We start from the raw sequence: 24,364 nt of genomic DNA on the forward strand, positions 1-24,364 counted from the left end.
TGTATTCGTTTGCCATTCTCATCCATTTCGCTTACAATAAACAATAGCAAATAAAGAATCTCGTTATCACTGGGGGAGCCATGCCGCTGAGAGGGAACACTTCGTTCCGACCCTTCGAACCTGTTAGTTAATGCTAACGCAGGGATTGTGCAAACGTCCGAAATACATACCTCTTTTTATTTACGTATTTCGTATCCTCCTATGATATCTATTCTTTTTTGTACAACTTGGATTTAGGGGGAGACAACATGCGTAACACCAATTTACAAGCGATGATCGAATCTGCAATTCTTGCAGCCTTCGCCCTGGTCATCGACATTTTACCACTTTCAATCAAAATATCAGCAACAGGTGGTTCCATCTCATTCGCTATGATTCCTATTTTTATTATCGCATATCGCTGGGGCTTCAAAATGGCTTTCTTAGGAGGCTTAATTTGGGGATTATTACAAATTGTCGTAGGCGATGCCATTATCGTCACACCAATTCAAGTACTAATTGAATACTTCGTTGCTTTCGCATTCATTGGATTTGCTGGTTTATTCTATCGACCAATTCAAAAAGCACTTTTAACATCCAATGTAAATAGCTTAGAACAATCCAATTTAAGTAGCCGTAAAGACAAACCTTCACAAAAACAAAACGAAGGAAAGAAAGTTATTGGTTACATTATTGTTGCCACATTTGTTGGTAGCTTTGCTCGCTACTTCTGTCACTTTATTGCCGGTATTATTTTCTGGGGACAATATGCACCGAAAGGCCAATCAGCAGTTCTATATTCTTTAATATTTAACGGTAGCACAATGATTGGTTCCTATATTCTATGTACCGTTTTACTTATCTTTTTATTTATCACTTCACCACGTTTATTCAAAAGCATCAATGCTTATCAACTGAATTCGAAGAAAAAGAGCGCTTCATGAGCGCTCTTTTTTTCATATCGTAATATCAATTAAAAATACAATAAATACACAAAAGAAAATAAATACCATTATACTTAGCCAATTGCTATGCACGGTTCATCGACTCCTTACATAACCTCATTTTCTAACCAGATTATATCGCTTAAAAATAAAGATTAGGTAAAGATAATATGAAAATAAATTAAAAAAGCGTAGATTACATTGTCTACGCTTTTTTCGGTAAATAGAAGTAAAATAATACACCATCTTTTGTATTTTCTGCCCCATATTCAGCTTCGTGTAATTCTAAAATATTTTTAGAAATAGCTAGACCAAGCCCAGTTCCACCTTGTGAACGCTGGCGAGCTGCATCCACGCGATAAAAACGATCCCAAATTTTATCTAATTGCTCTTCTTCAATGTGAGTGCCTTTATTTTCAATACACACTTTTATACGATCCTTCTCATCTATTGTAGAAATGATAATATCTTCTTTATTTGGTGTATAACGTATGGCATTCGTAATGAAGTTCACGATCACTTGTTCAATCCGTCCTTGATTTGCGACTACTTCAAATGGACCTATATTTTTATGAACACGAAGTTCTTTTTTCTCTATTTCTACAGAAAGGTGTTCACATATATCTTCCATTACTGTATCGATATAAAATGAATCCATTTTCATTTTATATGTGCCTGACTCAAATTTAGCTAACTCCAGCATATCCAAAATTAATGTATCCATTTTATCTACTTCCCGTTCCATCGCTTGAAAATAATACTCCTTTTTATGCTCAGCTACTCCATCTTTTAAAATAGAAATACAGCTTTTCATAATACTCAGCGGTGTTTTTAGTTCATGCGAAACACCAGAAATGAATTCTTTCCGCGTCTTTTCTAATTTTCTTTCCTTTTCAATATCTTGTTCTAGCTGTCCAATATGGGAATGGAGTTTATTGGATAATACATTAATATTTTTCGATAAATCACCAATTTCATCTTTTGAAGTAATTGGTATTTGTTCTGTGAAATCTAAATGCGCTATTTTCTTCGTCGTATCATTTATTTTTAATAACGGCTTTGCAATTTGTTTTGAATAATAGAATGACGCTAGAAAAATAAGAACAACTACAAATGCAATGATGTAAATGTAGTAATCTTGCACCATTTGTACAGCTTCATCTACAGGCTGTAAAGAAGCCATCGCATATATATAAGTTACTGATCCATCTTTTTCTTTTGTTGGCTTGATTAATAATTTATATTTAATATCATTTTTTTCATAGTCCATTGTTTGTATTGCATATTGTATGTGCTTGCTCTCTTTTAATAATAAATTAGTTTGAAATTCTTTTATGTTATCTAAGAAGATACTATTTTTATAAATTGGATTTATAGGACCTGTTACATCAGGAAGCTGAACTTTCGTAACACGCCCACTTATGTAAGCATCTAATTCTTGAGCAGATTCTTCCTGGACAGCTGGTTTCTTTTCCTTAGCAAGTTGCTCCCCAGCAGCTCTCCTTTTCTCCTCATCTAATTTCATTTTCTCCTTAAATGCTTTTTCTAACGGTTTATTAGATCCACTTAAATTTTGCTTACCTAATGAGAAAGAGAATGGAATAAAACTATCTTCTTTTTTCACTCCAGAAAAATAAATCTCTTGTCCTAAAAAATGCTCTGATGATTTGTTATCAATCTCCTCTATATTGATGAGATTATATAAAGGAATTTTGAATATTTGTTGTCCAAAGCTCTTTTGTTGCCTACGATCTATCGTTACTTCAAAATAAAAATCATCCGCATGTTTTAAATTCCCATTCTGATCTAACGTTGTAATCCACGTATTATTTTCTCTTAAAAAATCTTGCTCCAGCTTCTGAATTCCTTCTGCACTTCCTGCATAATTCAAATAATTCTTCTCAAAGGAATTTAAATTCACTTTAATATCTTCTACTTTTCGATTCGCATAATATTGTTTAAAAAATATCGTTTGTCCAATAAATATCGTCGCTAAAATTAACATACATAATGCTGTTGTGAGGGCAAATAATTTTAGTACAATCCCCTTTCTCATACATTCCCCTCAAATTTATAACCTGTTCGTACTACAGTTGTAATGCACTTTGCTTTCTCTCCTAATTTATTTCTTAAATTACGAATATGACTATTAACCGTTCGATCGTCACCAGCAAATTCATATCCCCAAATTCTTGAAATGAGTTGCTCTCGCGTTAAAACAATCCCTTGATTTTTCATGAAATACGCTAATATTTCAAATTCAGTATGTGTTAAATTAATGTCTGTCCTATCTACCGTAACAGTGCGCGATGGGAAGTGGACGTGAATACCATGGATGGATAATATATCATCTTCATTCTCTAGAAGTTGCTTCGTTACTTTTCTACTTTCTAACAGCCTTTTCGCTCTTGCTAATAAAATTGGTGGGCTATACGGCTTCGTCACATAGTCATCCGCCCCAAGTTCAAATCCAAGTAACGTATCATCTTCATCGACACGTGCCGTCAGCATAATGATAGGAACCTCGGATGTTTTACGGATCCTTCGGCAAACAGACCATCCATCAAGTTCTGGCAACATAATATCTAAAATAACTAAATCAACCTCTTCTTCCTCAAATACAACTAAAGCCTCTTTCCCGTCTCTTGCTTCAAACACCACATATTGCTCGCTCAGAAAATAATCTTTTAATATTTCACGCAAAATATCTTCATCTTCCACAATTAAAATGTTTTTTGACATAACTTATGTATCCCCCTTCCGCTTTCAGAAACTATCACTTCATTTTGAATAACTAGCTGTTAACTTCGCCTCGATAATATATCTATCTGGTGCATCCCCTATATAATCAAATGGATAGCAAGTCGTTAGTGTTAATATCGATTCTTCTTTTTTTATAATAACAGTGCGATCATCCGCATGGGTAATCCACGTCTTTTGAATTTCATATGTGTACGTTTTATTATCATACTCTAAAACAAGAGTGTCTTTTTCTTTTAACTCTCCTAAATCTGTAAAGACAGTATCCCGGTGCCCACTTAGTACAGTATGGCCCCCTCCAGATGGCGTTGTCGTTACATCACTAACGAACATTCCAACCCCTTTTTTCAGCGTTGCATCATCCGCTCCCCAATATACAGAAAACTTCTTCTTTATTTTCGGTATATGTAACAGTGCTACCTTTTCTCCTTCTTTATGCTCTGTTTGAGAAGAAGGCACTTGAGAAGTTACGGGGGTTTCATGTAAAAGTTGATCATGTTGTATATTGTTAAGACTCTTTATTTCTTCCTTCGTTAGTTGCTGAGCAGAGCTTTTTCCTTTATACCATTCCATAGCATAATATGATCCCATAAATAGTCCTATAGCCATCAATATGATACCGATATAATTGAGTAACTTCATGTTTCATCCCTCCATGCCAAAAATGGTAGGAATAACCTACCATTTTTAATATATGAAATTATTCCATTCTTTATAGGACAATATTTTATTTACGCCTTAACTTTATTGCGACGTTTCAAGCCAAATAATGTCCCTATCCCTACAAGACATGCGCTTAGTGCCATCATTGCTACATTATTAGATGCTGTGTTTGGTAATTTTTCACCTTGTACAGCTGGCTTCGCTACTTCTTTTTTTACCGCACCATTTTTTTGTTGTACTTGTGCTGCTTCTTTTTTTGCCATATCATTTTTCAACTGTTCTTGTGCTATTCTCTTTTTCTCTTCTTCACTTTTTTGTTGTTCCTTAATCAATGCTTCTTTTTTCGCCTTATCGTTTTTCAACTGCTCTTGCGCTATTCGCTTTTTCTCTTCTTCACTTTTTTGCTGTTCTTTAATCACTGCTTCTTTTTTCGCTTTATCTTGCTGCAGTTGCGCCTGTTCTTCCTTTGTTACTGTTCCAGTATCCGCACTCGCTACTGAAGAATATCCTACTGTTAAAAGTGCCATTGCACAAATTGGTAATAGTCTCTTTTTCATCTTCATTCTCTCCTTATATTTTATTCACATCAACTCGCATCGGATGTATCACTAGAATAAACAAGAGATATAAATATAAGATGCAGATGAAATATATTTCATTTAAAGATTTCATTGTAGAAAAATAAAAAACATCGCAATATATGCGATGTTTTTTCGGGTGTGTGTCTCAATATTTACATGTTACTTTCGCGTGATTTAGAAGTAGAACGGGCCGGAGCGATAACTAATTGTCTCGGCTCAGTTTTCTTTAAGTGATTTTTGACGTTACACTTACGACGTTGAACAACCCACGCTTTAATAGGGTTTGTCAAAATAATCTTTTGCTCTTCGTTAGGGGCCTCTTCTTCCAACCTACAACTTTCGCTCCATTTATTCCATTTCATTGTAAATTTAGAAGAATGATCGTCTTCTCGATCAAACAAGTGCAAAAAATCCATTTCGCCAGCTAGCATTACGGTGTTGCTAGTTGCTAAAAAAGAAAAGGTCGTCCAACGTTTCTCCATGCCCTCCTACTCCTTTTTCACATATAGAGTGCCTAAAACTTAATTTACCTAAAATATGCTTGCCTTTTACCTTACACTTATAGTTTATCCAAAACACTACTATGCAACTATCGATTTGCCTTACAACTACCTTACATTTTTGTAAGAAACAAAAAACCTTCACTCTCTATACGTGAAGGTTTCTCATTTCTTATCTATATGATCTTTCATATGATCCACTCCAGCTTCTTGTAGCTGTGACATCATACCGTGGGAAATTGCGCCTAATACTAAAGTCATTCCAATTAGTGAAATTCGAATCGCTGGTACATCAATTATGTAAGCCAAACTACCAAGAACAATTGTTAAAAGTAATGCTTTTATAAATGTTGCACTTGTATACTCTTTCTTTCTCATCATAATCACCCTTTTTGGAAGCGTTTTCTTTATATGATCAGTATATCATATCATCTGACTATTTTGTGGGGATTTCTGTAAAAAACTTATATCTTCTTTGACTTTTCCCCTTCTTTCCTTTACAGTCGAAATGTTCACAAGTTTTACACTGTAGGAGGACTCCAATGAATCTTGAAATAAAAGATACTTTAATTTCTGAAGAACAATTACAAGAAAAAGTAAAAGAACTAGCACTTCAAATCGAACGTGACTTTGAAGGAGAAGAAATCGTAGTAATCGCTGTATTAAAAGGATCTTTCGTATTCGCTGCCGATTTAATTCGTCACATTAAAAACGATGTAACAATCGACTTTATTTCTGCATCTAGCTACGGAAATCAAACAGAAACAACTGGAAAAGTAAAACTATTAAAAGATATTGATGTAAACATTACTGGAAAAAACGTAATTGTCGTAGAAGATATTATCGATTCTGGTTTAACACTTCATTTCTTAAAAGATCACTTCTTTATGCATAAACCGAAAGCATTGAAATTCTGTACGTTACTTGATAAACCTGAGCGTCGTAAAGTGGACTTAAAAGCTGAATATGTTGGCTTCCAAATTCCAGACGAATTTATCGTTGGCTACGGTATCGACTGCGCAGAAAAATATCGTAACTTACCATTTATCGCTTCAGTTGTAACGGAATAATATAATAGAATAAACTTCCACCATCAATTACTGGTGGAAGTTTATTTTCTATCACGATTCGTAAAAGACAAAGGGAGAGAATAAAAATGACAAAGACAAAATTTGAAAAAGTACTCCTCATCGTAAATCCGAAAGCTGGTCAAGGTGACTTACATACAAATTTAACGAAAATTGTACCACCTCTTGCCGCAGCTTTTCCTGATCTACATATCCTTCATACGAAAAAACAAGGTGATGCAACAAAATATTGCCAAGAGTTTGCTAGTAAAGTAGATTTAATTATCGTCTTTGGTGGTGACGGCACTGTATTTGAATGCACAAATGGCTTAGCACCTCTTGAAACTAGACCTACACTTGCAATCATTCCAGGCGGAACTTGCAATGACTTCTCTCGTACTCTAGGCGTTCCGCAAAACATTGCAGAAGCAGCAAAACTTATTACACAAGGACATGTAAAACCAGTTGACGTCGCAAAAGCAAATGACCTACACTTCTTAAACTTCTGGGGCATTGGACTTGTCTCTGAAGTATCAAACAATATCGATGCGGAAGAGAAAGCAAAGCTTGGGAAAATTGGTTACTATTTAAGCACCATTCGAACTGTCAAAAATGCTGAAACATTCCCCGTAAAAATTACGTACGATGGACAAGTATATGAAGACGAAGCCGTCCTTGTTATAGTTGGAAACGGTGAATATCTTGGCGGTATCCCGTCCTTTATTCCAAACGTAAAATGTGATGACGGAACACTTGATATTTTCGTAGTCAAATCAACAGGTATTCAAGCATTTAAAGATTACATCGGAAAGAAACTATTTGAAGACTCAAATGAAAATGACATCTTCCACGTAAAAGCGAAATCCATTCATATCGAAACAGAAGAAGAAAAAGAAGTAGATACAGATGGAGAAAGTTCGCTTCATACACCTTGTCACATTGAATTATTACCAGGACACTTTACGATGATTTATAATCCTGCGGTTGTGTAATACAAAAAGACGAGCTGATATGTTAGCTCGTCTTTTTCCTTAGAAAGGTTTTAGTCTACTCTTTCATTTTTAATATGAGTTTTCGTAATCAAACTCCACCCAATTTTTCCAGTGCGTATTAGAATCCTTATTCACAATAACACTTGGATCTTTCTTCTCTATAGCAGCCGCTACTGATTGGAAGAATTCAATTTTCAGTAGAGTATAACATAGACATATTTGTTTGCGACATTCTAATAATATTGCTAAAAAAATAGCAAACTTTCCTGTTTGCATGCCCTAGTTCTTTTTAGATACAATGAAGGAAAGAAGCACCTTCATATAAGGGAGAGGACAAACTTTGTTCAACCAACAGTTAGTTAATTTACGCATTGATTTTGCATTTAAACAATTGTTTGGTACGAATGGTAGTGAAGATATTCTAATTGCATTTTTAAACGCTATGTTACAAGAGTCTTTAGAGTCGCCCATTGCTTCTCTACAACTAGAAGATCCACATTTACACAGGGAATATGAAGAAGATAAGTTATCTATTTTAGACATTTCAGCGACATTAGACACAGGAACAAAAGTCAATGTAGAAATACAACTCAATAATAATCACGATATGGTTAAACGCAGTTTATATTATTGGGGAAGACTATACACATCTCAACTACAAAAAGGGATGCCCTACAGTGCACTTCACAAAACCATCACCATAAACTTACTAAACTTCGTAATGTTTTCGGAACACCCAGCCTTCCATACAACGAGCATATTATGGAATACACAACAACAAAAACTCCTGAGTGACGACATAGAAATCCACATTATAGAAATTCCAAAGTTAACTGAACAATGGCATGAAGAAAAAGTAAATCCGTGGAAAGATCCATTTGTTCGTTGGCTCTTATTGCTTTCAGCCAATGAGGATGAGCACTTAACTAAACTATTGGAGGATATTGCTATGAACCAAGACCCTATTTTACAAAAAGCGATAAATAAATGGGAACGTATGAGTCAAGATTCTTCTTTCCGACAAGCCTATGATGCAAGGGAGAAAGTTTTAATGGATGAAGCAGCAAAATTCGCCCATGCAGAGACAGAAGGAATAAAAAGAGGAATGGAACAAGGGATGAAACAAGGCATTGAAAAAGGCATTGAAAAAGGCATTGAAAAAGGCATTGAACAGGGCATTGAAAAAGGTCGAAAAGAAGGAGTCCAACAGGGGAAAATTCAAATGATTAAAAATATGTATGATCTTGGTATACCACTTGAAACGATTGCTAAAGCAAGTAAATTAAGTGTGCATGAGGTTGAACACATCTTAGGACATAAATAGTAATAAAAAAGGGCTTGAGTTGTTTCAAGCTCTTTTTTATTAACTTTTCTCGATATCATCCAATTTAGTCTTATAACATTCATTACACTCTAGCATAGTAGAAAGAATCCCTCTTTCATCAGGTAATAACACCCTCAAAACTTCTCGATCTATCTCTACGAAATACTTCATAATAATGGGATATCCTTCAATAATATTCGTATACTCAATTCCTTTTTCAAATTTTTTTCCGCTCTTTATTTCTTCTATTTTCAACATAAAAAATCCGAAACCATACAAAATGATTTCGGATTTCCTATAGTTAAAATATTAAATTACATTTCGAACAAAAAGGAGCAGAATTTCCTCTCCGAATTTTCGCATCACATTTTGGACAATATACATATCGCTCTTCTATCCTTTGTCGTTCTATCATCTGTAAAGATACGACTCTCATACTACACATAATCCCAATTAATATAAGGCTAACGATGAGTAGCATAACCCTCACTCCCCTCTTTATATTTTACCATAAAATAACAAAACCAATTTCCTTATTGAGAATCGGTTTTATCTTTATAATCCTAACTTCGCCTTCGCGCCATCAGCAATTTTATCTACCTCTATTTCTACTTTATCATGTAAAAACTTACCTCTCGTAATGACATGCCAGTATGAGCCTTTTTGTAATTTATCTACTCCATCAATTGTTACTTCTTTCTTATCTCCATTCTCATCATAAGCTGTAACTGTATATTCAAACCCTTTATTTCCACCTAACTCTTTTTCATCTGTATCAATAATTGCGTAACGATATTCTAAATCAAGGAATGGATGGATTCATTCTATCAATCGCAGCACTCCCGTTTAATAAATATGCCGCTCCTGCGACGATAACAAGTAATGCTCCAAAAATAAACCTTTTCATCTATATTCCGCCTTTCATTATGTTTTCTTTAAGATGTTTCTAAGTATAGAGCGTATTTCTTAATAAAAACTCATACGGTTTCTTAACATCTCCTTAAACTAAAAGTGAAATATTAATTAGAAAGATCCAAACAGCAAAAAGTAACTTTTCACACTACCATTGACAAAATCACATCCATGGTGTAATTTTACACCACAAGAAAAAAGGAGCTGCATTATGGATAAACAAGAATTTATTGAACTCGTTAATTCAAAATTAAAACTCATTCGTGTTGAGAACGATTTGTCACAAGAAAAAATGTCAGAAGTTATTGGTTTATCGAAGAAAACATTAGTAGAAATTGAAAAAGGAAGACGCACGCTAACATGGTCAGGTGCAGTTTGCGTCGTAACACTCTTCGAACAGAGCGATACAGTCCAGATGACATTTGGGGATGATGTGAATGAAATTATAAAAACAATCGCTTTTACACATTACAATACGACCTTCCCGAAGACGTTAGGAGGAAAAATGTGGTGGCGACAAATAAAAGAATTAAATGGTTACCAAATACAACAAAATATTTTATCTCAACATTATAGAATTTTAGATAAAGAAGACCGCAGAATATGCCATTCATTCGAATTGGATGAAATTGAAAAGCGATTTATGGAAATGGCAAAAACATCTCAATAAAGTTCAACTAATCGGGCTTTTCCGGGCAGCCCGACTCCCACCTAACTTCTTCGCTCCAACCAAATTTTGAGGTGGGATCCCTACTTACCCATTTATGCCGGATAAATTTATTAAACTTCATAATGTTTTCAAAACAAAAAGTCTTCCATGCAACAAGCATACTATGGAAGACACAACAGCAAAAACGCCTAAGTGATGACATAGAAATTCCAAAGTTAACAAAACAATGGCATGAAGAAGATGTAGAAAAACACCGAGAAGGTTGCCGGTATACACTGTATCAAATTGAATGATTACCAAAGCTTTCAACGATGATTTATAATCCTCAGCTTATATAATCCTTATTTTGCTATACTTTAACAATTACTAACCTTCGCATTTTTTCAAAAAATAAAGTATAATGAACTAATATAAAAAAGGTTGTTAACAAAATCGTTAACAACCTTTTTTGTTTTTCTGAAAAACTTTTCAATTTAAGGGAGCGATCACATGTATTGGAGAAAAAATGATAAACCTGTAGTAGAACCAGAAGCAATTGCTGTATGGGAATGCCTAGAAGAAAACTGCCGTGGATGGATGCGTAAAAACTTTGCATTAGAAGCAGAACCGAAATGTCCGTTATGTAAAAGCGATATGGAAAGCAGCGAACGCTTATTACAAAAGATATAATAAATTCCCTTCTTCACCTTCTATAAACTGAAACATAGAGGATTCTCTTTCTCCTTATTTACAATGTGCATCGAAAGCAAATAAACTATACAAAAAGTTTTGCGTATCCTCGCAAAGCTTTTTCAATATCTCAAACTCATTCCAACTATCATTCTTTACTAAAAAATAAATTACATTTTGAATAAAAAGGAGCAGAATTCCCATTTCGAGTTCTCTCATTCCCCTTAAGACAATATACATAAAAACCTTTTTTCTCTGTACCTCTACTATCAAAGAAATTACTACTTTCATCCCGGTCATAATTCCTATCAAAATGATGCTAAGAATCAATAACATAACGTATCCTCTCTTACAAAAGTAAAATATCGGAAAATCTTACATCATATTTTATACGCCTATATTCATTAGATCAATTCGCTACAATCATTTCTATATGGTTTCAAAACACTCTAATATAACCTTTTACTAGATTTATATCTAGGATTACATACTACACCTCTTTCGGAAGGACAATTTTTTATAGGCTCATACAAAATTTTATGCTTGAATCTTACGACGAGTAAATCCAAATACAGATCCTAACGCTACAAGACATGCACTTAGCATCATCATTATTACGCTATTTGATACTGTATTTGGTAGTTTTTCTCCTTAAGACTATTAAAAAGCCCCAAACTATAATAGTTTGAGACCCTTGAATTCTATATTCTATTTTTGAGTAAGAAACAAACTTTTATTTTTGATTTTTTCCTTTTGTACTTAATAAATAAGATTAAATGATATAAGAATAAAGTATTTACTTCTCATCTTTAATTTTAATTTTCGCTTGTTTATAAAAATCTAATTTCTCTTTGTTATATTCTTTTGTCAATCCATTAAATTTCTCTTTTTCTCGTTGAATGTTCTCATTCATTTGATTTACACCTTTAATTTTTTCACTAATCTTTTTTAAGTTCGTTTCTTTTTCGCCTAAGCTTTTATATACTTCTCTTTCAAATTCCATTAACTTTTGATACGAATCATTTATCTTATTAAAAGATGCATAGCGCTTTTTATAAATATCCTGTATATTTTTTGCTTGTTTTTGAAGAGCAGGATCTTCCATTTTATCTATAGTTTTATGAACTGATTTTATTACTTCCTGTGCTTTTTCAAAAGCTTCTTTTTCTTTGTTCCATACTTTTTCACGTTCGTCCATGCTTTTTGTAGCTTGCTCTATCTTCGGCATAATTGCTTGGTTACTATCTTTACCATCATTTATAATTTGATTGTATAACTCTTGACCTTGTTTTTCTAAACCCTCTAGTTTTTTCGCATCTGCAGAAACCGCCTTTTCTTGCTTCGTTGCATTTTCAAATGCGACGTACAATTCTGCTTCTGGCTTTGCGCCAAAACACCCTGTCAATAAGCTTATAGATATAATTCCGGTAATCGTTAACGCTTTATAAGTCAATGTCAATTCCTCCTATGTTACATTCGTTTATCATGCATAAAGTTCAAGGGGAAATGATCATCTTCATGATATGCTTCAAATTCATACCCTTTTTCTTTTAAACCTTTAATAATAGCCGGTACTGCAGCGATAGATTGCGGATGAATATCGTGCATTAAAATAACTTCTTTCGGATTTGTCGCACTAGCAAGTACATTTTGAACAATTTTCGCTTTCGCAGTATCAATTGATATACTATTATATTCCCAATCTAATGAATCAATTGTCCAATCCCATACTCTAAGACCATTTTCTACAACTTTATTACGAAGTTCTTCGTGTAATCCTGGCTTTGAACCATATGGTGGGCGTGTTAGTTTTGGGGCATGTCCGAGAATACTAGCAATTAAGCCTTGATCCTCTTTCATTTCATCTACGTAGCCACCTTGGGCATATAATTTTCTATTATTATGCGTCATACTATGCATACCAACGTAGTGTCCTTCCGCTTCTTCTCGTTTTACTAAATCAGGGTATGATTTTACATTTTGACCAATTAGAAAAAATGTTGCTTTTGCATCATTTTCCTTTAATATGTCTAGTAACTGTGCCGTATATTTTCCTGGTCCGTCATCAAAAGTAAGATAGGCAATTTTCCTAGTTTGACCATTAAATTGCGTTGGTGCAACCTTATTCATCTCCACTTTTATTTGTTCATTTGCATTTTGAACTGGATTCTCTTGATTTGCTATCGCTTTTGCAGGTGAAGTTATCGCTTGAAATGCAAAAAAAGTCCCTCCCACTACAACTATAGCTACCATCATTACAACTATATTCTTTACCTTTAACAGTTTCCCCATTCTATTAATTCCTTTCTACGTCCATTACTTACTTATAAAAATATTACTCTAGTTTTTTACCCCTTTCCCCGGCATCCATTCTATTTTTCCTTTGGAAGCACAATCCTCTTATATAATTGAACAGTGATCAAATAGTAGACACCGTAAATGATTAAAAATATACAAATCGGAAGTCCAATATTCACATATGGATTTACAAAAAACTTAACAAATGTAAATATATTCATTCCTACCAAAACGTGTATAAGACCCAATATAGCTGGAAATAAAAATACAATGCCTAATTCTTTATACATAGATTGTATAAGTAATTCTTTACGTACCCCAATTTTCCGGAGCATCTCATACCGCCCTATATCTTTCGTAGCTCCAGAAAGAATCTTAAACATTAAACAACTTGCCATCATAGCTAAAAAAGCAAGACCTAAAAAGAATCCCATAAAGGAAGTTCCTTTTGAGAAGACGAGCATAGATTCATAATCACCATAGTTTGTTGGTAAATATACGTCTTCCTTAGGCTTATTAATAGCAGCGGCTATTTTTTCGATTTGACGACTATCTATCTCTTTCAACTCTGTCTTATACCGTAAAATATTATCGATTTTAGCAATAAAAAACATATGCTCATTACCTTGAATTGCTTCATACCGGTTTTCGTCGACGATATAGACAGTTTTTCGATCATATACAGAAATATTCGATCTAAAATCACTATCCATACTCTTATCCCAATTCAGCGGTAACGTAGAACTAGATGGATCAACTTCCTCTCCCTTAAACATCCTATAGCTCGAAGATGGAAGTTGTTCAAAAATATGTGTTGTCTCTTTCTTTCCGAACAACAGTGGAGGATTCGCTAATAATTCCTCTTTTAAATAGTAAACAGCCTCATTATCAACTTTATATTTATATTGTTTTTTATCTACAATTTTCATTTTTTCCATAGCTTTATAATCCGCTGCTTCTGGATCATGAATTGTAATATCATACCCTGACATTTTTTCTGCTGAAAGGATTACATTTTTCTGTAAAGACATGCCACCAGCCATTGCCCCCACACCTAGTCCAATTAGCATCGTTACCGTTCCTAATATTTTCGCCAAACTACTTACCCTGAACTGCAATTGTGCAAATGTAAATGCATTTAATTTCTTCTCATTTAAATAGCGCGTTTTCTTTAGCCTATTAACAATCATAGGTAAGAGTGAAATAAATATAAGGTATGTTCCAATTGTAATCGTGAATAATGGAAGCATAATGGCACCAGCATCTTTTATTCCTACGAAGATTACAAAATAATATCCTACACCTAGTCCTAGCAAACTACATAAGAGTAACAATATTGTGGCTGGTCCTTTTATTCGTATGCGCTCCGTTTGCTGCTCTGTACGAATTAAATCTAGTTCTGTTTTAAGTGCTATACGAATGGCATTCACAACGGATGTAAGTAGAAATAACGCACTAAAGAATATAAATGTTATTTTGAATGCAGGACCATAAAATGCTTGATAACCTTCCGCTGAAATTTCCAATTGTTTCGTTAGAAATTTGCTAACGAAATTTGAAAGAATAGCTCCGAATACACTCCCTAATGCTAGTGAAATCATTCCCATAGACAATGTCTCAAAAAATAAAAGTTGGCTGATTTTACTCTTTTTGGCCCCTAAAACAAGATACATGCCGAGTTCTTTCCGCCGGAGTGAGAGAAGAAACGAGTTTGCATAAAAAATATAAAAGAATGTAATAAACGCCACCAAAATCGATCCTATTTGAAATACAAATACGATTGAACCAATAATACTGTTATTCATTGTAAACTCTTTATTTAACGCAAGCGTTTGAAACATATAAAAAATAGAAATTGAGATGACAAGACCTATTAATAAAACGATATAATCCTTAATCATTTTTTTCATACTAGAAATAGAAAGTTTTAATAACACACTCTACACCCACCTTCTCTACAGTGTGGTGTACTACATTCATCTTTTTACTATACCCTCTTTGTACAACGTTCTCTTCAAATATTAAAGTTTTCATATTGCCTCCTGTCATTTGACTAGTGCTGCGATCATGCTATTTTCATAGCCACTAACTATCATTTTATCTTTTCCCTACAAACAGCAATATTGATTCCTCTTACATTATCCTTACATTTTTGTAATGTACACTCCCGAAAAAACATTACAATATGCAAATCAAACATTTTATAATCCGATTCATATACCTTTTGACATCAATATTCTCACGCTCAAATAATATATTTACACATATAAAGTCGAAGGATATTAAATAGGTTTTCTAGCCTATTTAAGAGGTTATATAAATAATTAATATTAAAAATGTACAAAAAAAAAGCCCCACTGTAATACTTAATAACTTTGCACTTATCATCAGTTTACCTCTTCATTATAATTGTCCGAGATAAAGATAAGATAAAGATAAAATAAAAAAATTATAAATATATAACCATATATTATTAAATTTGGTACCGTTTTACTTTTCCTTATCCCTCTTACTCTTTATTTTACGTTCCTTCTCTTCGTTTCTAATTCACCTCTCAAAGGCACTACATAAAACTATTATTTAGGTTCTATTAAAATTACATCTTCTAAATCATATAAATTCGCCTTTGGTTTTGCATAAATAATATAAGCAAGACCATATTGATCCGGTTCTTGCTCTATCACCTCTGCTACTTCAAGGCCAGGTGGTATTTTCTGACTCAATTCAGAGGTAATAATACTATCACCTATTTTTATTTCTTTCGCTTTATCTGATGGAATATTATCAATTCGAAGAGCCTGTTTTTTCTTATCATACCCTGTAACAAATCCTAAAATGGATGAATTATTTTGAAGGGTGATTGCTAAACGATTCGTTCGTTCATCATTCGTAATTAATTTCACAACAGATGTATATTGATCTATACTCCCTACCTTTCCGATAAAACCGTCCACTGTAATAACAGCCATATCAACCTTTACACCATGTTGTGCTCCTCTATCAATAGTGACTTCTCCATACCACTCTTCTGCTACACGAGTTACTACTGTAGCTTGAATTAAATTGTATTTTCCTTGTTCCTTTAATTCTTTCGTTTTGTTGATAAGTTTAGTAAGGTTTTCTTTCTCCTCACTTAATATTTGCACTTTACTCTTTAACGATTCTTGATGTTCAATTTTCCCTTTCAATACCTGATTCTCTCTATATACTTTATAGATGTCTTCTATATTGTGAATAATATTTTGTACATGTCTATTATTCGTACATACATACATCATCAATAAAGCAAATAGAACAATTGAAAGGAATAATAATATTTTCTTCTTAGAAACTTGCATAATTATCCTGCTACTCCTTACCACTTTTTATCCACACACTATAGAATACTAGTGATTGTATACAGAAGAAATGGAGTTTAGATAAAGTTCAGATAAACTTTATTTTCTTTATAAAAAATTTAGAAACTATCATATACTGCCACTGCATTCGAACCTTGATCGTTCAACTTATCATTTCTATAACTAAATATGTTTTATTGTTACTTTTTCTTTCGCTTTAGCTGGTATTTCATCACCCTGCACTTCTTCCCATTTCATACCATAACTTCCTTTCGATCTAATCTTTAAATATGCTCCTATTCTTAAATGTTTCGAAGCAGTCATCGCAATCTTTTGCTCTTGACCAGATTCATTATATCCTTTGAATTTATATTCCCATCTAGCAAAACCTTTATTTTCAGCTCCATATTTACCATCATTATCAACAACAGCATAATAAATATCTTCTTTAATAAATGGATTGAGTTGATCTACAATCGGCCCCCCCTTCACTATAAGCAATGTAACTCCAACTATAATCAATACGATAAACGCACTTATTTTTTTCATGAAACTTTCTATTCTCCTCTTCTCAGATACTTCCACTTAAAGGACTTCCTCTAAATCAATTACGGCACTATTACGTATTAAAATGTAACCAAATTCCCTAATGCTCTTCTAATTAAACTGGCAATAATATAATAAATTGAATAACCCCATTTTCATATTCTGCTCGAATTTCTCCTTTGTGCAATTCAACGATGCTTTTTGCAATTGCAAGCCCCAATCCTGAACCTTCTACAGCTCTACTTCTCGATTGATCTTTTTTATAAAAACGCTCAAACAAATTCTCTAATTCTTTTTTTGTGAATTCTTCACTATGATTCGCTATAGAAATTTTGATATGCTGTTCTTCTTTTTGAAGTAAAACCCGAATTTCTGCTTTATCTATACTGTATTTAATTGCATTTATTAAAAGATTTTCAAACACACGTACCATTTTTTCTGAGTCCACCACAGCATATATACGATCTTCCTGAAATTCTTTTACAAAAGAAAGATTATGCTCCTCCGCTTGTGGTACTAGCTCTTCTATTAATTGATCAAGTAGTTCATTTATACACACTTCTTGCGAATCTAACGCCATATTTTCATCTGTTAGTTTTGTATACTCAAACAAATCTTCTATTAACATCTTCAACTGCTCTGATTTTGAAAAGGCAATTTTTATATACTCATCATGCTGTTCTTTATTTTCATATTTCGCATCACCTAGTAAACGTAAATACCCCATAATAGAAGTAAGTGGTGTTCTTAAATCATGTGATACATTTGTAATCAATTCACTTTTTTGCTTCTCTATTTGTTTTTCCTTTTCTATATTAGCCAAAAGCTTTTCTGCCATTTGATTAATATTAGAAGTTAATAAACCTATTTCATCTTGACCTGCCTGTTTGATTTTATATTGTAAATTACCTTTCGAAAACTCCCTTACTCCTTCTGCCATCGCTTCAATCTGATTCATCTTCCTTTTCGTTATAAAAAAGAAAGATAGTATAAAAGTGATAAAACCTAGTAAAGATGGAAATGGGCTGCTATCATTCACTATATACTTCACATTTCCTTGTGGTATACCACTTGCAATGATATACATATTTTCCGTATTAACAGTAACCGGATAAAAAGTTGTAAACTCCTTACGCTTTTGTTCAGTTCCATCTTGAATTAAACTTTGCGCCTCTACATATCGTACTTGATCCATTTTAAAATCCATCACATTACGCATCGTCTCATGAAGATTGATTTGTTCTTCCGGCGCTCCCTTTGTTTTATAAACGACTTTCCCATTCTCATCTATTATTAAAATCTTCAGTTGATTTTGGTGATTCAATTGATCAAGCAATTCTTGTATATTAATTTCCTTACCTTCCTCGGTTATACTTTCAACAAGCCTTTGTGTCTGTCCATCAATGGCTTCCATACCTGATGCATAATCAATGATAGAAATTTTATTCGCATCCTCGAAAAAAGAAGATGAAGACCATCCTACTAATACCCCGAGTAACGTACAAAAAGTAAATGTAGCCATTAGCTGTATCCGTATGCTCTTTTCCAAATAACTCACTATTTTACCTATCATTTTTTTAAAAACTTGATTCATCCATATTATCGGTTCAAATATCTTTCTCAATCTTATAGCCAACTCCCCATACCGTTTTAATGTACCGAGGCTTCCTTGGAATCGCCTCTATCTTTTCACGTATTTTCCGAATATGTACCATCACAGTATTATCGGATTGGAAAGCTTGCTCTTTCCATACTCTTTCATAAATTTGTGCTGCATTTAATACCATTCCTTGATTTCGTGCAAGCAATTCTAATACCTCAAACTCTCTCGGTGTCAATTTCGCCTCTTTATTTGCAATAATGACCTGCCGTGTTACTATATTAATTTTCATATCTCCAATTTCTATTTCATTTTCATCCTGTACACTTGTCCCGCTCATTTTCATATATCTCCGAAGTTGTGATTTAATACGAGCAATGAGTTCCAGTGGATTAAATGGTTTGGCTACGTAATCATCTGCGCCAGTTGTTAATCCTAAAATCTTGTCCATATCTTGCGTTTTTGCCGAAAGCATAATAATAGGCATTTCCGCTATTTCTCTCACTTTCATACACATATGAATACCATCTATTTTCGGCATCATAATATCAAGGACGATTAGATGCACGTCTCTTCTCTTTACTATTTCTAAACCCTCTTCACCATCTCCAGCTTGTAATACTTCGTAACCTTCATTCTTCAAATAGATAGTGATAAGTTTTCTAATTTCCTTCTCATCGTCCACGATAAGTATCGTTCCTTTACTCACAAAATCTCCTCCAGCATCATTTACCAAACTATGAATGTTGCTTTATTTCACTCACTACTGCATTCCTCTTTTGAATGTACACATAAGAAATGATAGTAATGATCATAATGCCCCCGCCTAAATACATCCCATATTTCGTCGCAAGTGTTACAATCGTTTCTATCTGTTTTCCGAATACAGAGCCCATCATAAAATAAGCTAGCGTCCAAACAAGTCCTGCCATATAGGAATACAATGCATACGTTTTAAATGACATATTATTCATTCCAACCAAATACGGTACGATATGTCTCACAACGGGGATAAAATAACTTATTACTAATGCATAATGACCATATTTCTCTACTATCTCTTGTGATTTTAAAAGGTACTTTGCTTTTTTCTTTTTCATCACTTTATTAAGCACTTTTATGCCAAACATTTTCCCTAGTATATACCCTAAAGAAAGACCTGATACAACACCTAAATACGTTAATAAAAAGGCTGGAATCATACTTAATATCCCCATTGATGATACAAATCCACCGCTCATGACAATCATTTCATCTGGAATCGGCATACCAATAATACCAAGCCATAAACAAAAAAATAGTGCCCAATAACCATACTGCTCAATGTATGACATTAATTCATGTAACTCCATTATGCATATGCTCTCCTTAGCTCTTTTTTACAGCTAAAGATGTATGCTGGTGGGAAATTAAGCCACACTTTTTCTAGCGTAATTTCAGGAAAGAAATGCTGTATAAATTCCTTTTTTACAAGTGAATATTGAAATGTAATAAATTCACCTGTCTCATGTATCGCCTCCATTACATTGTTTAAAATGCGCTTTGAAACTTCTTCTCGTAAAGAAGTAAAAGGTAATCCCGATAAGACGTAATCAACGCATTCTATATCGAACTCTTCCATATACTTCTTTATATTTTCAGCTGAGCCGTGTATAACAATCACGTTCTGCTCATCTTTAAATTTTCTCTTTAACTCTTTAAAAAATACTTCATTAATTTCAACAAGAAGAAATATTGTCTCCTTCTTCTTTCTCTTCATAATCTCTTTCGTAAAAGCTCCTGTACCAGGCCCTAGCTCTACAATGCATTTCGCTCTATTAAAATCAATTACATCTACCATTTTCCTTCCTAATATTTTTGAGCTCGGTACAACCGCACCAATATGTTTCGGATGTTTTATAAATTCAGTTAAGAATGTTATGAGCTGCATATACTCTCTCTCCATTCGTTCAATAGTTTTTAACTTGTGTTTAAGTATAACTATCGTTTCTTAACAAATATTGAGGGGAATTCTTAAGATTTTATGAAGATGAAGAAAATCTTCATCTTTACTATAAACAAACATAAAAAATTGAATTCCAAAGATAAGCGAATCAAACATATACAAATAAGTCAGCTTGTTTATTTACCATGAATGATCATGATCCTACTCCGATTTTGTATAGCGAAGTTACTATTTTTATGTTAGAATCCTCTAAGATATTTGGAATTAGTATAGAAATCATTTTTGGAGGCTTTATGAATAATCAAAACGATAATAAATCAAATGCATTATTTGCAGCTATACAAATAGTGCTACCACTTTTATTGCCTATTCTTGTCCCTACCTTTTTAATAGTGGGAATGAAAAAGTGGATACCTGATGAAATTAAATATCCAAGCATAATATCATTGTTCGCATTATGTATGGGATTTTTCATAGTAGGAATTCTCTTCTCTATTGTTTTACGTTTATGTAAATTATCTGAGGAAAAATTAAAGGAATTAGGATTTTTAGGATTTACACTTTCGGCTGTTAGCACATTTCTAAGTTTTTATGTAGGTTACTTTTGGTTGGCAGACCTTAACTTCACATCAGTTGAATTATCACCTCATGCCGTATTAATTTTCGCTATTTTATGTACCTTGCTATTGGAAGGTATTTTTAAAGTAATGGACATGTTTGATAGTTCGGACGAAAATAAAGCTCACGTATAGACAAAAAAAGCATCCGACTAACATGTTAGTCGGATGCTTTTTTACTAAGATAAAAACAACTCTTGCATTACTTCGCACTCACAATCTTATAATAAGAACGAACTGTTAAGAAGTAATATCCGATATAAATAATGCTATATACTCCGATACTAATTAGAAGCGGAACCATAATTTCAAATGGTAGTATGTTTCCTAAACCTTTTAATGCAAACAAACTGTGTAGAATTCCGATTACTAGTGGAATTGCAAAGATAAAGCTCACTTGTTTTGCAATAGCTTTCTTCATCTCTTGTTTCGTTACACCAACTTTATGAAGGACAATGTAACGATCACGGTCAGCACTTGCTTCTGTAAGCTGCTTGAAGTAAATAATGGAGCCTGTCGCTAATAGGAAGACTAAGCCTAAGAATAGTCCGATGAACATCATTAATCCAGTTGCTTCAAGTCCCATATGGAAACCAGTGTAGAAGTCTCTAAATGTTGGTGCCATTTCTGATTCACCAGCTGGCATCACTTTTGTTAATTTTTCTGTTAATACTTTACTGTTTCTTTCATCTTTTACATCAATATTTTTTACAACACGTGTTCCAAATGCTTGCTTCGCTTGTGCATACATTTCATCTGGAACGACAACAACTAATTCACCTAAGTTCGTAATTGCAGTATTATTTACACCTTGGATCGTCAATGTCTTCGTTTCATTTCCAATTTGGAATACCGCTTTATTTCCTTTATATTCAGGGCTAAACTCATACCCTTCCATATAAGAACTATCATATATAAATGCTTCGCCAGTAGCTATATTCACTGTTTCAGCATCGATTTTTTTCGCAAGTTTGTTGAATTCAGATTGAGATATAAACTGATATTTCTCTGAAATCGTGTAATTCATATTAAGAATGAAATCAACTTTATCTCCTTCGAACTTCCCTTTGACAGGAACCGTTTCAATTTCAAATTGATCTTTAACAGGGTGATCCTGCTTCTCCTCCACAAGAATTGCATTTACTTTCTTATCCAATTCTGCATCTTTTTTCTCATAAGAGTAACTGTATGGCATGGATGTTTTTGATTGCGTAAATGTGTTGTAATACATCGTAACTGACGTACCAACCGCTGTTAATGTCACTGCACTTAAAATAGATATTGTCGCAAGTGACTTTGCATTTCCTTTAATACGGTATAGTAACTGTGACGTCGTTATCATATTCATACCATTATAAAACGCTGACTTATTATTTCTTGCACGTTTCAATACGAATACTGTAAAGAACATAAATAGTAAATACGTACCTAATACTGTTGCAAGTAATATATAAAGTGCAACTACCATAAAGTTTGCATACATAACTGCCTTCATAAACATTAACGCTAAGAAATAACCTGAGCCGATTAAGAAAACTGAAATTAACGCCATAATGACAGATCCTTTTGGCATTGCTTCTCCTTCGCGTTCCGCTCGGAAAAGTTCAATTAGCTTAAAGCGATAAATTAAACGATATCCTTGAAGTGATGTATACAAAATAATCACAAAGAAAATAAGTGCTGTATCAATAACTGCGGCCATCGGTATTTCAAAATGAACGTTTAAGTTTATTCCCATCATACTTATTAGTAGTTCAAGGAATAGTTTTGAAAGAACGCTACCGATCGCAATTCCGATAATTAAAGACATTAATCCCATTAACATATTTTCATAAAACAGCATTTTACCAATTTGTCTTTTACGAATGCCTAATAAGGAATATAGCCCAACTTCTTTTTTACGTTTTCGTGTAAAGAAACCGTTCGAATATATAATAAACACCGCTACGAAAATAATTAGCATGACACTTGAAACTTGAAATGCACCGCTAATTTTTTTAGAAGCTTCCGCAGCTTTTTCCATTTGTGAATTATACTGCAACGCCTTAAATGTAAAATAAATGACGATACTAAAGATCATAGATGCAAAATATACAAAGTAGTCTTTAAAATTCCGCTGTATGTTGCGGAGGGCAATGCTAGATAAGGTCATCAGCCATACCTCCAGAAATAGAAGACATTACGTCAACGACTTTTTGGAAGAACTGTTTACGTGTTGATTCACCGCGGTGCAATTCTTTATATAACTCACCATCTTTAATAAAAATAACTCGTTTACAGTAACTCGCCGCAAACGCATCGTGCGTTACCATTAAAATTGTAGAATTATCATATTCATTTAACGACTTCATACTTTCAAGTAAATCTGTCGCTGATTTAGAATCAAGCGCTCCAGTCGGCTCGTCCCCGAAAATCATACTAGGACTTGTAACGATCGCACGCGATGCTGCGCAGCGCTGCTTCTGTCCGCCCGACACTTGATATGGGAACTGACTTAAAATATGATCAATACCGAATTTCTTTGAGATTTCAAGAACGCGGCGATCAATCTCACTTGCTTTCACCTTTGATAACGCAAGAGGTAAGGCAATGTTCTCTTTTACCGTTAACGTATCTAATAAATTATAATCTTGGAAAATGAACCCTAAATGATCGCGGCGGAATAACGCTAACTTATCATCGTTCATCTTCACGATATCTTTTCCATCAATTAAAATTTCACCGTTCGTCGCATTATCAATTGTAGAAAGAACGTTTAGTAAAGTCGTCTTACCCGAACCAGAAGGTCCCATAATTCCAACGAACTCACCTTCTTTTACTTGTAAGTTTATACCTTTTAACGCTGCAAATTTATTACCACCCGTGTCATACACTTTTTCAATATTTTTTGCTTCTAACACTGTTTTCATCTCGACATCCCTCATTTCTTCTATTCTCTATTTTCAACTATATACACTCT

General features: G+C 33.6%; 27 protein-coding genes, 4 pseudogenes and 1 riboswitch. Of the genes and pseudogenes, 8 read left to right on the top strand and 23 right to left on the bottom strand.

The annotated features are described in order from the left end of the window. The first annotated feature begins 61 nt into the window (after window positions 1–61). Window positions 62–163, top strand: a riboswitch (TPP riboswitch). An 85-nt stretch (window positions 164–248) separates the two neighbouring features. Then, window positions 249–923, top strand: a complete 675-nt coding sequence (locus ACLBWW_RS05700; protein WP_048541017.1) for an energy-coupled thiamine transporter ThiT — start codon at window positions 249–251, stop codon at window positions 921–923. 205 nt (window positions 924–1,128) lie between these two features. Here ACLBWW_RS05700 and ACLBWW_RS05705 read toward each other — a convergent pair whose 3' ends face one another. The 6 genes from ACLBWW_RS05705 to ACLBWW_RS05730 all read right to left on the bottom strand — a co-directional run bounded on the left by ACLBWW_RS05705 (window position 1,129) and on the right by ACLBWW_RS05730 (window position 5,808). Beyond that, window positions 1,129–2,979, bottom strand: coding sequence for a sensor histidine kinase (locus ACLBWW_RS05705; protein ID WP_048541073.1), 1,851 nt, complete (start codon window positions 2,977–2,979; stop codon window positions 1,129–1,131). Beyond that, a complete protein-coding gene (locus tag ACLBWW_RS05710) occupies window positions 2,976–3,665 on the bottom strand; it encodes a response regulator transcription factor (RefSeq protein ID WP_048541075.1) in 690 nt (229 codons plus the stop codon). The genes ACLBWW_RS05705 and ACLBWW_RS05710 overlap by 4 nt, the downstream gene beginning before the upstream one ends. A 39-nt stretch (window positions 3,666–3,704) precedes the next feature. After that, window positions 3,705–4,325, bottom strand: coding sequence for a class D sortase (locus tag ACLBWW_RS05715; RefSeq protein ID WP_048541077.1), 621 nt, complete (start codon window positions 4,323–4,325; stop codon window positions 3,705–3,707). An 89-nt stretch (window positions 4,326–4,414) separates the two neighbouring features. Then, window positions 4,415–4,903, bottom strand: a complete 489-nt coding sequence (locus ACLBWW_RS05720; protein ID WP_048541079.1) for an LPXTG cell wall anchor domain-containing protein — start codon at window positions 4,901–4,903, stop codon at window positions 4,415–4,417. A gap of 176 nt (window positions 4,904–5,079) precedes the next feature. Further along, window positions 5,080–5,409, bottom strand: a complete 330-nt coding sequence (locus tag ACLBWW_RS05725; protein ID WP_048541080.1) for a hypothetical protein — start codon at window positions 5,407–5,409, stop codon at window positions 5,080–5,082. A 183-nt stretch (window positions 5,410–5,592) separates the two neighbouring features. Further along, window positions 5,593–5,808 (bottom strand): hypothetical protein, encoded by a 216-nt coding sequence (locus ACLBWW_RS05730; protein WP_048541082.1) that lies wholly within the window; start codon window positions 5,806–5,808, stop codon window positions 5,593–5,595. A gap of 161 nt (window positions 5,809–5,969) precedes the next feature. Between ACLBWW_RS05730 and hpt the strand changes: the two genes are divergently transcribed. Together hpt and ACLBWW_RS05740 are read left to right on the top strand one after the other, a co-directional pair. Continuing rightward, complete coding sequence (gene hpt / locus ACLBWW_RS05735; RefSeq protein ID WP_001047287.1) at window positions 5,970–6,497, top strand: hypoxanthine phosphoribosyltransferase; 528 nt, start codon at window positions 5,970–5,972, stop codon at window positions 6,495–6,497. 86 nt (window positions 6,498–6,583) lie between these two features. Continuing rightward, window positions 6,584–7,486: a diacylglycerol/lipid kinase family protein gene (locus ACLBWW_RS05740; RefSeq protein ID WP_048541084.1), complete on the top strand. Its 903-nt coding sequence runs from the start codon at window positions 6,584–6,586 to the stop codon at window positions 7,484–7,486. Between the two features lie 69 nt (window positions 7,487–7,555). Here ACLBWW_RS05740 and ACLBWW_RS05745 read toward each other — a convergent pair. Beyond that, window positions 7,556–7,675: pseudogene (locus ACLBWW_RS05745) on the bottom strand (DUF7003 family protein); the annotation flags it as partial. 151 nt (window positions 7,676–7,826) lie between these two features. Between ACLBWW_RS05745 and ACLBWW_RS05750 the strand changes: the two are divergent. After that, on the top strand, window positions 7,827–8,810 hold the full coding sequence (locus ACLBWW_RS05750; protein WP_098203655.1) for an Rpn family recombination-promoting nuclease/putative transposase: 984 nt from the start codon (window positions 7,827–7,829) through the stop codon (window positions 8,808–8,810). A 39-nt stretch (window positions 8,811–8,849) separates the two neighbouring features. Here ACLBWW_RS05750 and ACLBWW_RS05755 read toward each other — a convergent pair whose 3' ends face one another. The 3 genes and pseudogenes from ACLBWW_RS05755 to ACLBWW_RS05765 all read right to left on the bottom strand — a co-directional run bounded on the left by ACLBWW_RS05755 (window position 8,850) and on the right by ACLBWW_RS05765 (window position 9,717). Next, window positions 8,850–9,068 carry a hypothetical protein gene (locus ACLBWW_RS05755; protein WP_048541171.1) on the bottom strand — a complete coding sequence of 73 codons (219 nt, stop codon included), beginning with the start codon at window positions 9,066–9,068 and terminating at the stop codon, window positions 8,850–8,852. Between the two features lie 43 nt (window positions 9,069–9,111). Continuing rightward, on the bottom strand, window positions 9,112–9,291 hold the full coding sequence (locus ACLBWW_RS05760; protein WP_002096244.1) for a hypothetical protein: 180 nt from the start codon (window positions 9,289–9,291) through the stop codon (window positions 9,112–9,114). 74 nt (window positions 9,292–9,365) lie between these two features. After that, window positions 9,366–9,717 (bottom strand): annotated as a pseudogene (locus ACLBWW_RS05765) (YxeA family protein). 216 nt (window positions 9,718–9,933) lie between these two features. Between ACLBWW_RS05765 and ACLBWW_RS05770 the strand changes: the two are divergent. From ACLBWW_RS05770 to ACLBWW_RS05780, 3 genes and pseudogenes are all read left to right on the top strand, one after another. Next, a complete protein-coding gene (locus ACLBWW_RS05770) occupies window positions 9,934–10,392 on the top strand; it encodes a helix-turn-helix transcriptional regulator (RefSeq protein WP_048541088.1) in 459 nt (152 codons plus the stop codon). Window positions 10,393–10,436: 44 nt separating this feature from the next. After that, window positions 10,437–10,652 (top strand): annotated as a pseudogene (locus ACLBWW_RS05775) (Rpn family recombination-promoting nuclease/putative transposase); the annotation flags it as partial. A 229-nt stretch (window positions 10,653–10,881) separates the two neighbouring features. Further along, on the top strand, window positions 10,882–11,061 hold the full coding sequence (locus ACLBWW_RS05780) for a cold-inducible protein YdjO-related protein (protein ID WP_048541090.1): 180 nt from the start codon (window positions 10,882–10,884) through the stop codon (window positions 11,059–11,061). A 537-nt stretch (window positions 11,062–11,598) separates the two neighbouring features. Here the strand turns inward: ACLBWW_RS05780 and ACLBWW_RS05785 are convergent. From ACLBWW_RS05785 to ACLBWW_RS05835, 11 genes and pseudogenes are all read right to left on the bottom strand, one after another. After that, window positions 11,599–11,712 (bottom strand): annotated as a pseudogene (locus tag ACLBWW_RS05785) (LPXTG cell wall anchor domain-containing protein); the annotation flags it as partial. Between the two features lie 145 nt (window positions 11,713–11,857). Next, window positions 11,858–12,514 carry a YkyA family protein gene (locus ACLBWW_RS05790; RefSeq protein WP_048541092.1) on the bottom strand — a complete coding sequence of 219 codons (657 nt, stop codon included), beginning with the start codon at window positions 12,512–12,514 and terminating at the stop codon, window positions 11,858–11,860. A 17-nt stretch (window positions 12,515–12,531) separates the two neighbouring features. After that, complete coding sequence (locus ACLBWW_RS05795; protein WP_048541094.1) at window positions 12,532–13,353, bottom strand: peptidoglycan-N-acetylglucosamine deacetylase; 822 nt, start codon at window positions 13,351–13,353, stop codon at window positions 12,532–12,534. An 80-nt stretch (window positions 13,354–13,433) separates the two neighbouring features. Next, window positions 13,434–15,296 (bottom strand): FtsX-like permease family protein, encoded by a 1,863-nt coding sequence (locus ACLBWW_RS05800; RefSeq protein ID WP_098047235.1) that lies wholly within the window; start codon window positions 15,294–15,296, stop codon window positions 13,434–13,436. Then, window positions 15,271–15,393 carry a hypothetical protein gene (locus ACLBWW_RS05805; RefSeq protein WP_255256183.1) on the bottom strand — a complete coding sequence of 41 codons (123 nt, stop codon included), beginning with the start codon at window positions 15,391–15,393 and terminating at the stop codon, window positions 15,271–15,273. The genes ACLBWW_RS05800 and ACLBWW_RS05805 overlap by 26 nt, the downstream gene beginning before the upstream one ends. 542 nt (window positions 15,394–15,935) lie before the next feature. Continuing rightward, window positions 15,936–16,697 (bottom strand): rod shape-determining protein MreC, encoded by a 762-nt coding sequence (gene mreC / locus ACLBWW_RS05810; RefSeq protein WP_176374057.1) that lies wholly within the window; start codon window positions 16,695–16,697, stop codon window positions 15,936–15,938. A gap of 183 nt (window positions 16,698–16,880) precedes the next feature. After that, window positions 16,881–17,246 carry a YxeA family protein gene (locus tag ACLBWW_RS05815; protein ID WP_048541174.1) on the bottom strand — a complete coding sequence of 122 codons (366 nt, stop codon included), beginning with the start codon at window positions 17,244–17,246 and terminating at the stop codon, window positions 16,881–16,883. A gap of 112 nt (window positions 17,247–17,358) precedes the next feature. After that, complete coding sequence (locus ACLBWW_RS05820) at window positions 17,359–18,867, bottom strand: sensor histidine kinase (protein WP_048541097.1); 1,509 nt, start codon at window positions 18,865–18,867, stop codon at window positions 17,359–17,361. Then, window positions 18,851–19,552, bottom strand: a complete 702-nt coding sequence (locus ACLBWW_RS05825) for a response regulator transcription factor (RefSeq protein ID WP_048541099.1) — start codon at window positions 19,550–19,552, stop codon at window positions 18,851–18,853. The genes ACLBWW_RS05820 and ACLBWW_RS05825 overlap by 17 nt, the downstream gene beginning before the upstream one ends. Before the next feature lie 28 nt (window positions 19,553–19,580). Beyond that, a complete protein-coding gene (locus ACLBWW_RS05830; protein ID WP_048541101.1) occupies window positions 19,581–20,195 on the bottom strand; it encodes a DedA family protein in 615 nt (204 codons plus the stop codon). After that, a complete protein-coding gene (locus tag ACLBWW_RS05835) occupies window positions 20,195–20,773 on the bottom strand; it encodes a class I SAM-dependent methyltransferase (protein ID WP_048541104.1) in 579 nt (192 codons plus the stop codon). The genes ACLBWW_RS05830 and ACLBWW_RS05835 overlap by 1 nt, the downstream gene beginning before the upstream one ends. A gap of 200 nt (window positions 20,774–20,973) precedes the next feature. Between ACLBWW_RS05835 and ACLBWW_RS05840 the strand changes: the two genes are divergently transcribed. After that, window positions 20,974–21,540 (top strand): epimerase, encoded by a 567-nt coding sequence (locus ACLBWW_RS05840; protein WP_088110437.1) that lies wholly within the window; start codon window positions 20,974–20,976, stop codon window positions 21,538–21,540. A 67-nt stretch (window positions 21,541–21,607) separates the two neighbouring features. Here the strand turns inward: ACLBWW_RS05840 and ACLBWW_RS05845 are convergent, their stop codons facing one another. Both ACLBWW_RS05845 and ACLBWW_RS05850 read right to left on the bottom strand, forming a co-directional pair. Then, complete coding sequence (locus ACLBWW_RS05845) at window positions 21,608–23,557, bottom strand: ABC transporter permease (protein ID WP_048541109.1); 1,950 nt, start codon at window positions 23,555–23,557, stop codon at window positions 21,608–21,610. After that, the gene (locus ACLBWW_RS05850; RefSeq protein ID WP_000859659.1) at window positions 23,544–24,314 is read right to left on the bottom strand and encodes an ABC transporter ATP-binding protein; all 771 of its coding nucleotides are present in this window, start codon (window positions 24,312–24,314) and stop codon (window positions 23,544–23,546) included. Before ACLBWW_RS05850 ends, ACLBWW_RS05845 begins: the two co-directional genes overlap by 14 nt. Window positions 24,315–24,364: the final 50 nt, after the last annotated feature.

The organism is Bacillus sp. M5A3_1b (genome assembly GCF_053345335.1).

Excerpts from the sequence above, each read along its gene's own strand:
- ACLBWW_RS05770 (WP_048541088.1), top strand. The coding sequence starts at position 9,934 with ATGGATAAACAAGAATTTATTGAACTCGTTAATTCAAAATTAAAACTC.
- ACLBWW_RS05755 (WP_048541171.1), bottom strand. The coding sequence starts at position 9,068 with ATGTTGAAAATAGAAGAAATAAAGAGCGGAAAAAAATTTGAAAAAGGA.
- ACLBWW_RS05845 (WP_048541109.1), bottom strand. The coding sequence starts at position 23,557 with ATGACCTTATCTAGCATTGCCCTCCGCAACATACAGCGGAATTTTAAA.
- ACLBWW_RS05835 (WP_048541104.1), bottom strand. The coding sequence starts at position 20,773 with ATGCAGCTCATAACATTCTTAACTGAATTTATAAAACATCCGAAACAT.
- ACLBWW_RS05840 (WP_088110437.1), top strand. The coding sequence starts at position 20,974 with ATGAATGATCATGATCCTACTCCGATTTTGTATAGCGAAGTTACTATT.
- ACLBWW_RS05725 (WP_048541080.1), bottom strand. The coding sequence starts at position 5,409 with ATGGAGAAACGTTGGACGACCTTTTCTTTTTTAGCAACTAGCAACACC.
- ACLBWW_RS05700 (WP_048541017.1), top strand. The coding sequence starts at position 249 with ATGCGTAACACCAATTTACAAGCGATGATCGAATCTGCAATTCTTGCA.
- hpt (WP_001047287.1), top strand. The coding sequence starts at position 5,970 with ATGAATCTTGAAATAAAAGATACTTTAATTTCTGAAGAACAATTACAA.
- ACLBWW_RS05720 (WP_048541079.1), bottom strand. The coding sequence starts at position 4,903 with ATGAAAAAGAGACTATTACCAATTTGTGCAATGGCACTTTTAACAGTA.
- ACLBWW_RS05780 (WP_048541090.1), top strand. The coding sequence starts at position 10,882 with ATGTATTGGAGAAAAAATGATAAACCTGTAGTAGAACCAGAAGCAATT.
- ACLBWW_RS05715 (WP_048541077.1), bottom strand. The coding sequence starts at position 4,325 with ATGAAGTTACTCAATTATATCGGTATCATATTGATGGCTATAGGACTA.
- ACLBWW_RS05730 (WP_048541082.1), bottom strand. The coding sequence starts at position 5,808 with ATGATGAGAAAGAAAGAGTATACAAGTGCAACATTTATAAAAGCATTA.
- ACLBWW_RS05705 (WP_048541073.1), bottom strand. The coding sequence starts at position 2,979 with ATGAGAAAGGGGATTGTACTAAAATTATTTGCCCTCACAACAGCATTA.
- ACLBWW_RS05740 (WP_048541084.1), top strand. The coding sequence starts at position 6,584 with ATGACAAAGACAAAATTTGAAAAAGTACTCCTCATCGTAAATCCGAAA.
- ACLBWW_RS05710 (WP_048541075.1), bottom strand. The coding sequence starts at position 3,665 with ATGTCAAAAAACATTTTAATTGTGGAAGATGAAGATATTTTGCGTGAA.
- mreC (WP_176374057.1), bottom strand. The coding sequence starts at position 16,697 with ATGCAAGTTTCTAAGAAGAAAATATTATTATTCCTTTCAATTGTTCTA.
- ACLBWW_RS05795 (WP_048541094.1), bottom strand. The coding sequence starts at position 13,353 with ATGGGGAAACTGTTAAAGGTAAAGAATATAGTTGTAATGATGGTAGCT.
- ACLBWW_RS05830 (WP_048541101.1), bottom strand. The coding sequence starts at position 20,195 with ATGGAGTTACATGAATTAATGTCATACATTGAGCAGTATGGTTATTGG.
- ACLBWW_RS05850 (WP_000859659.1), bottom strand. The coding sequence starts at position 24,314 with ATGAAAACAGTGTTAGAAGCAAAAAATATTGAAAAAGTGTATGACACG.
- ACLBWW_RS05815 (WP_048541174.1), bottom strand. The coding sequence starts at position 17,246 with ATGAAAAAAATAAGTGCGTTTATCGTATTGATTATAGTTGGAGTTACA.
- ACLBWW_RS05760 (WP_002096244.1), bottom strand. The coding sequence starts at position 9,291 with ATGCTACTCATCGTTAGCCTTATATTAATTGGGATTATGTGTAGTATG.
- ACLBWW_RS05805 (WP_255256183.1), bottom strand. The coding sequence starts at position 15,393 with ATGAAAACTTTAATATTTGAAGAGAACGTTGTACAAAGAGGGTATAGT.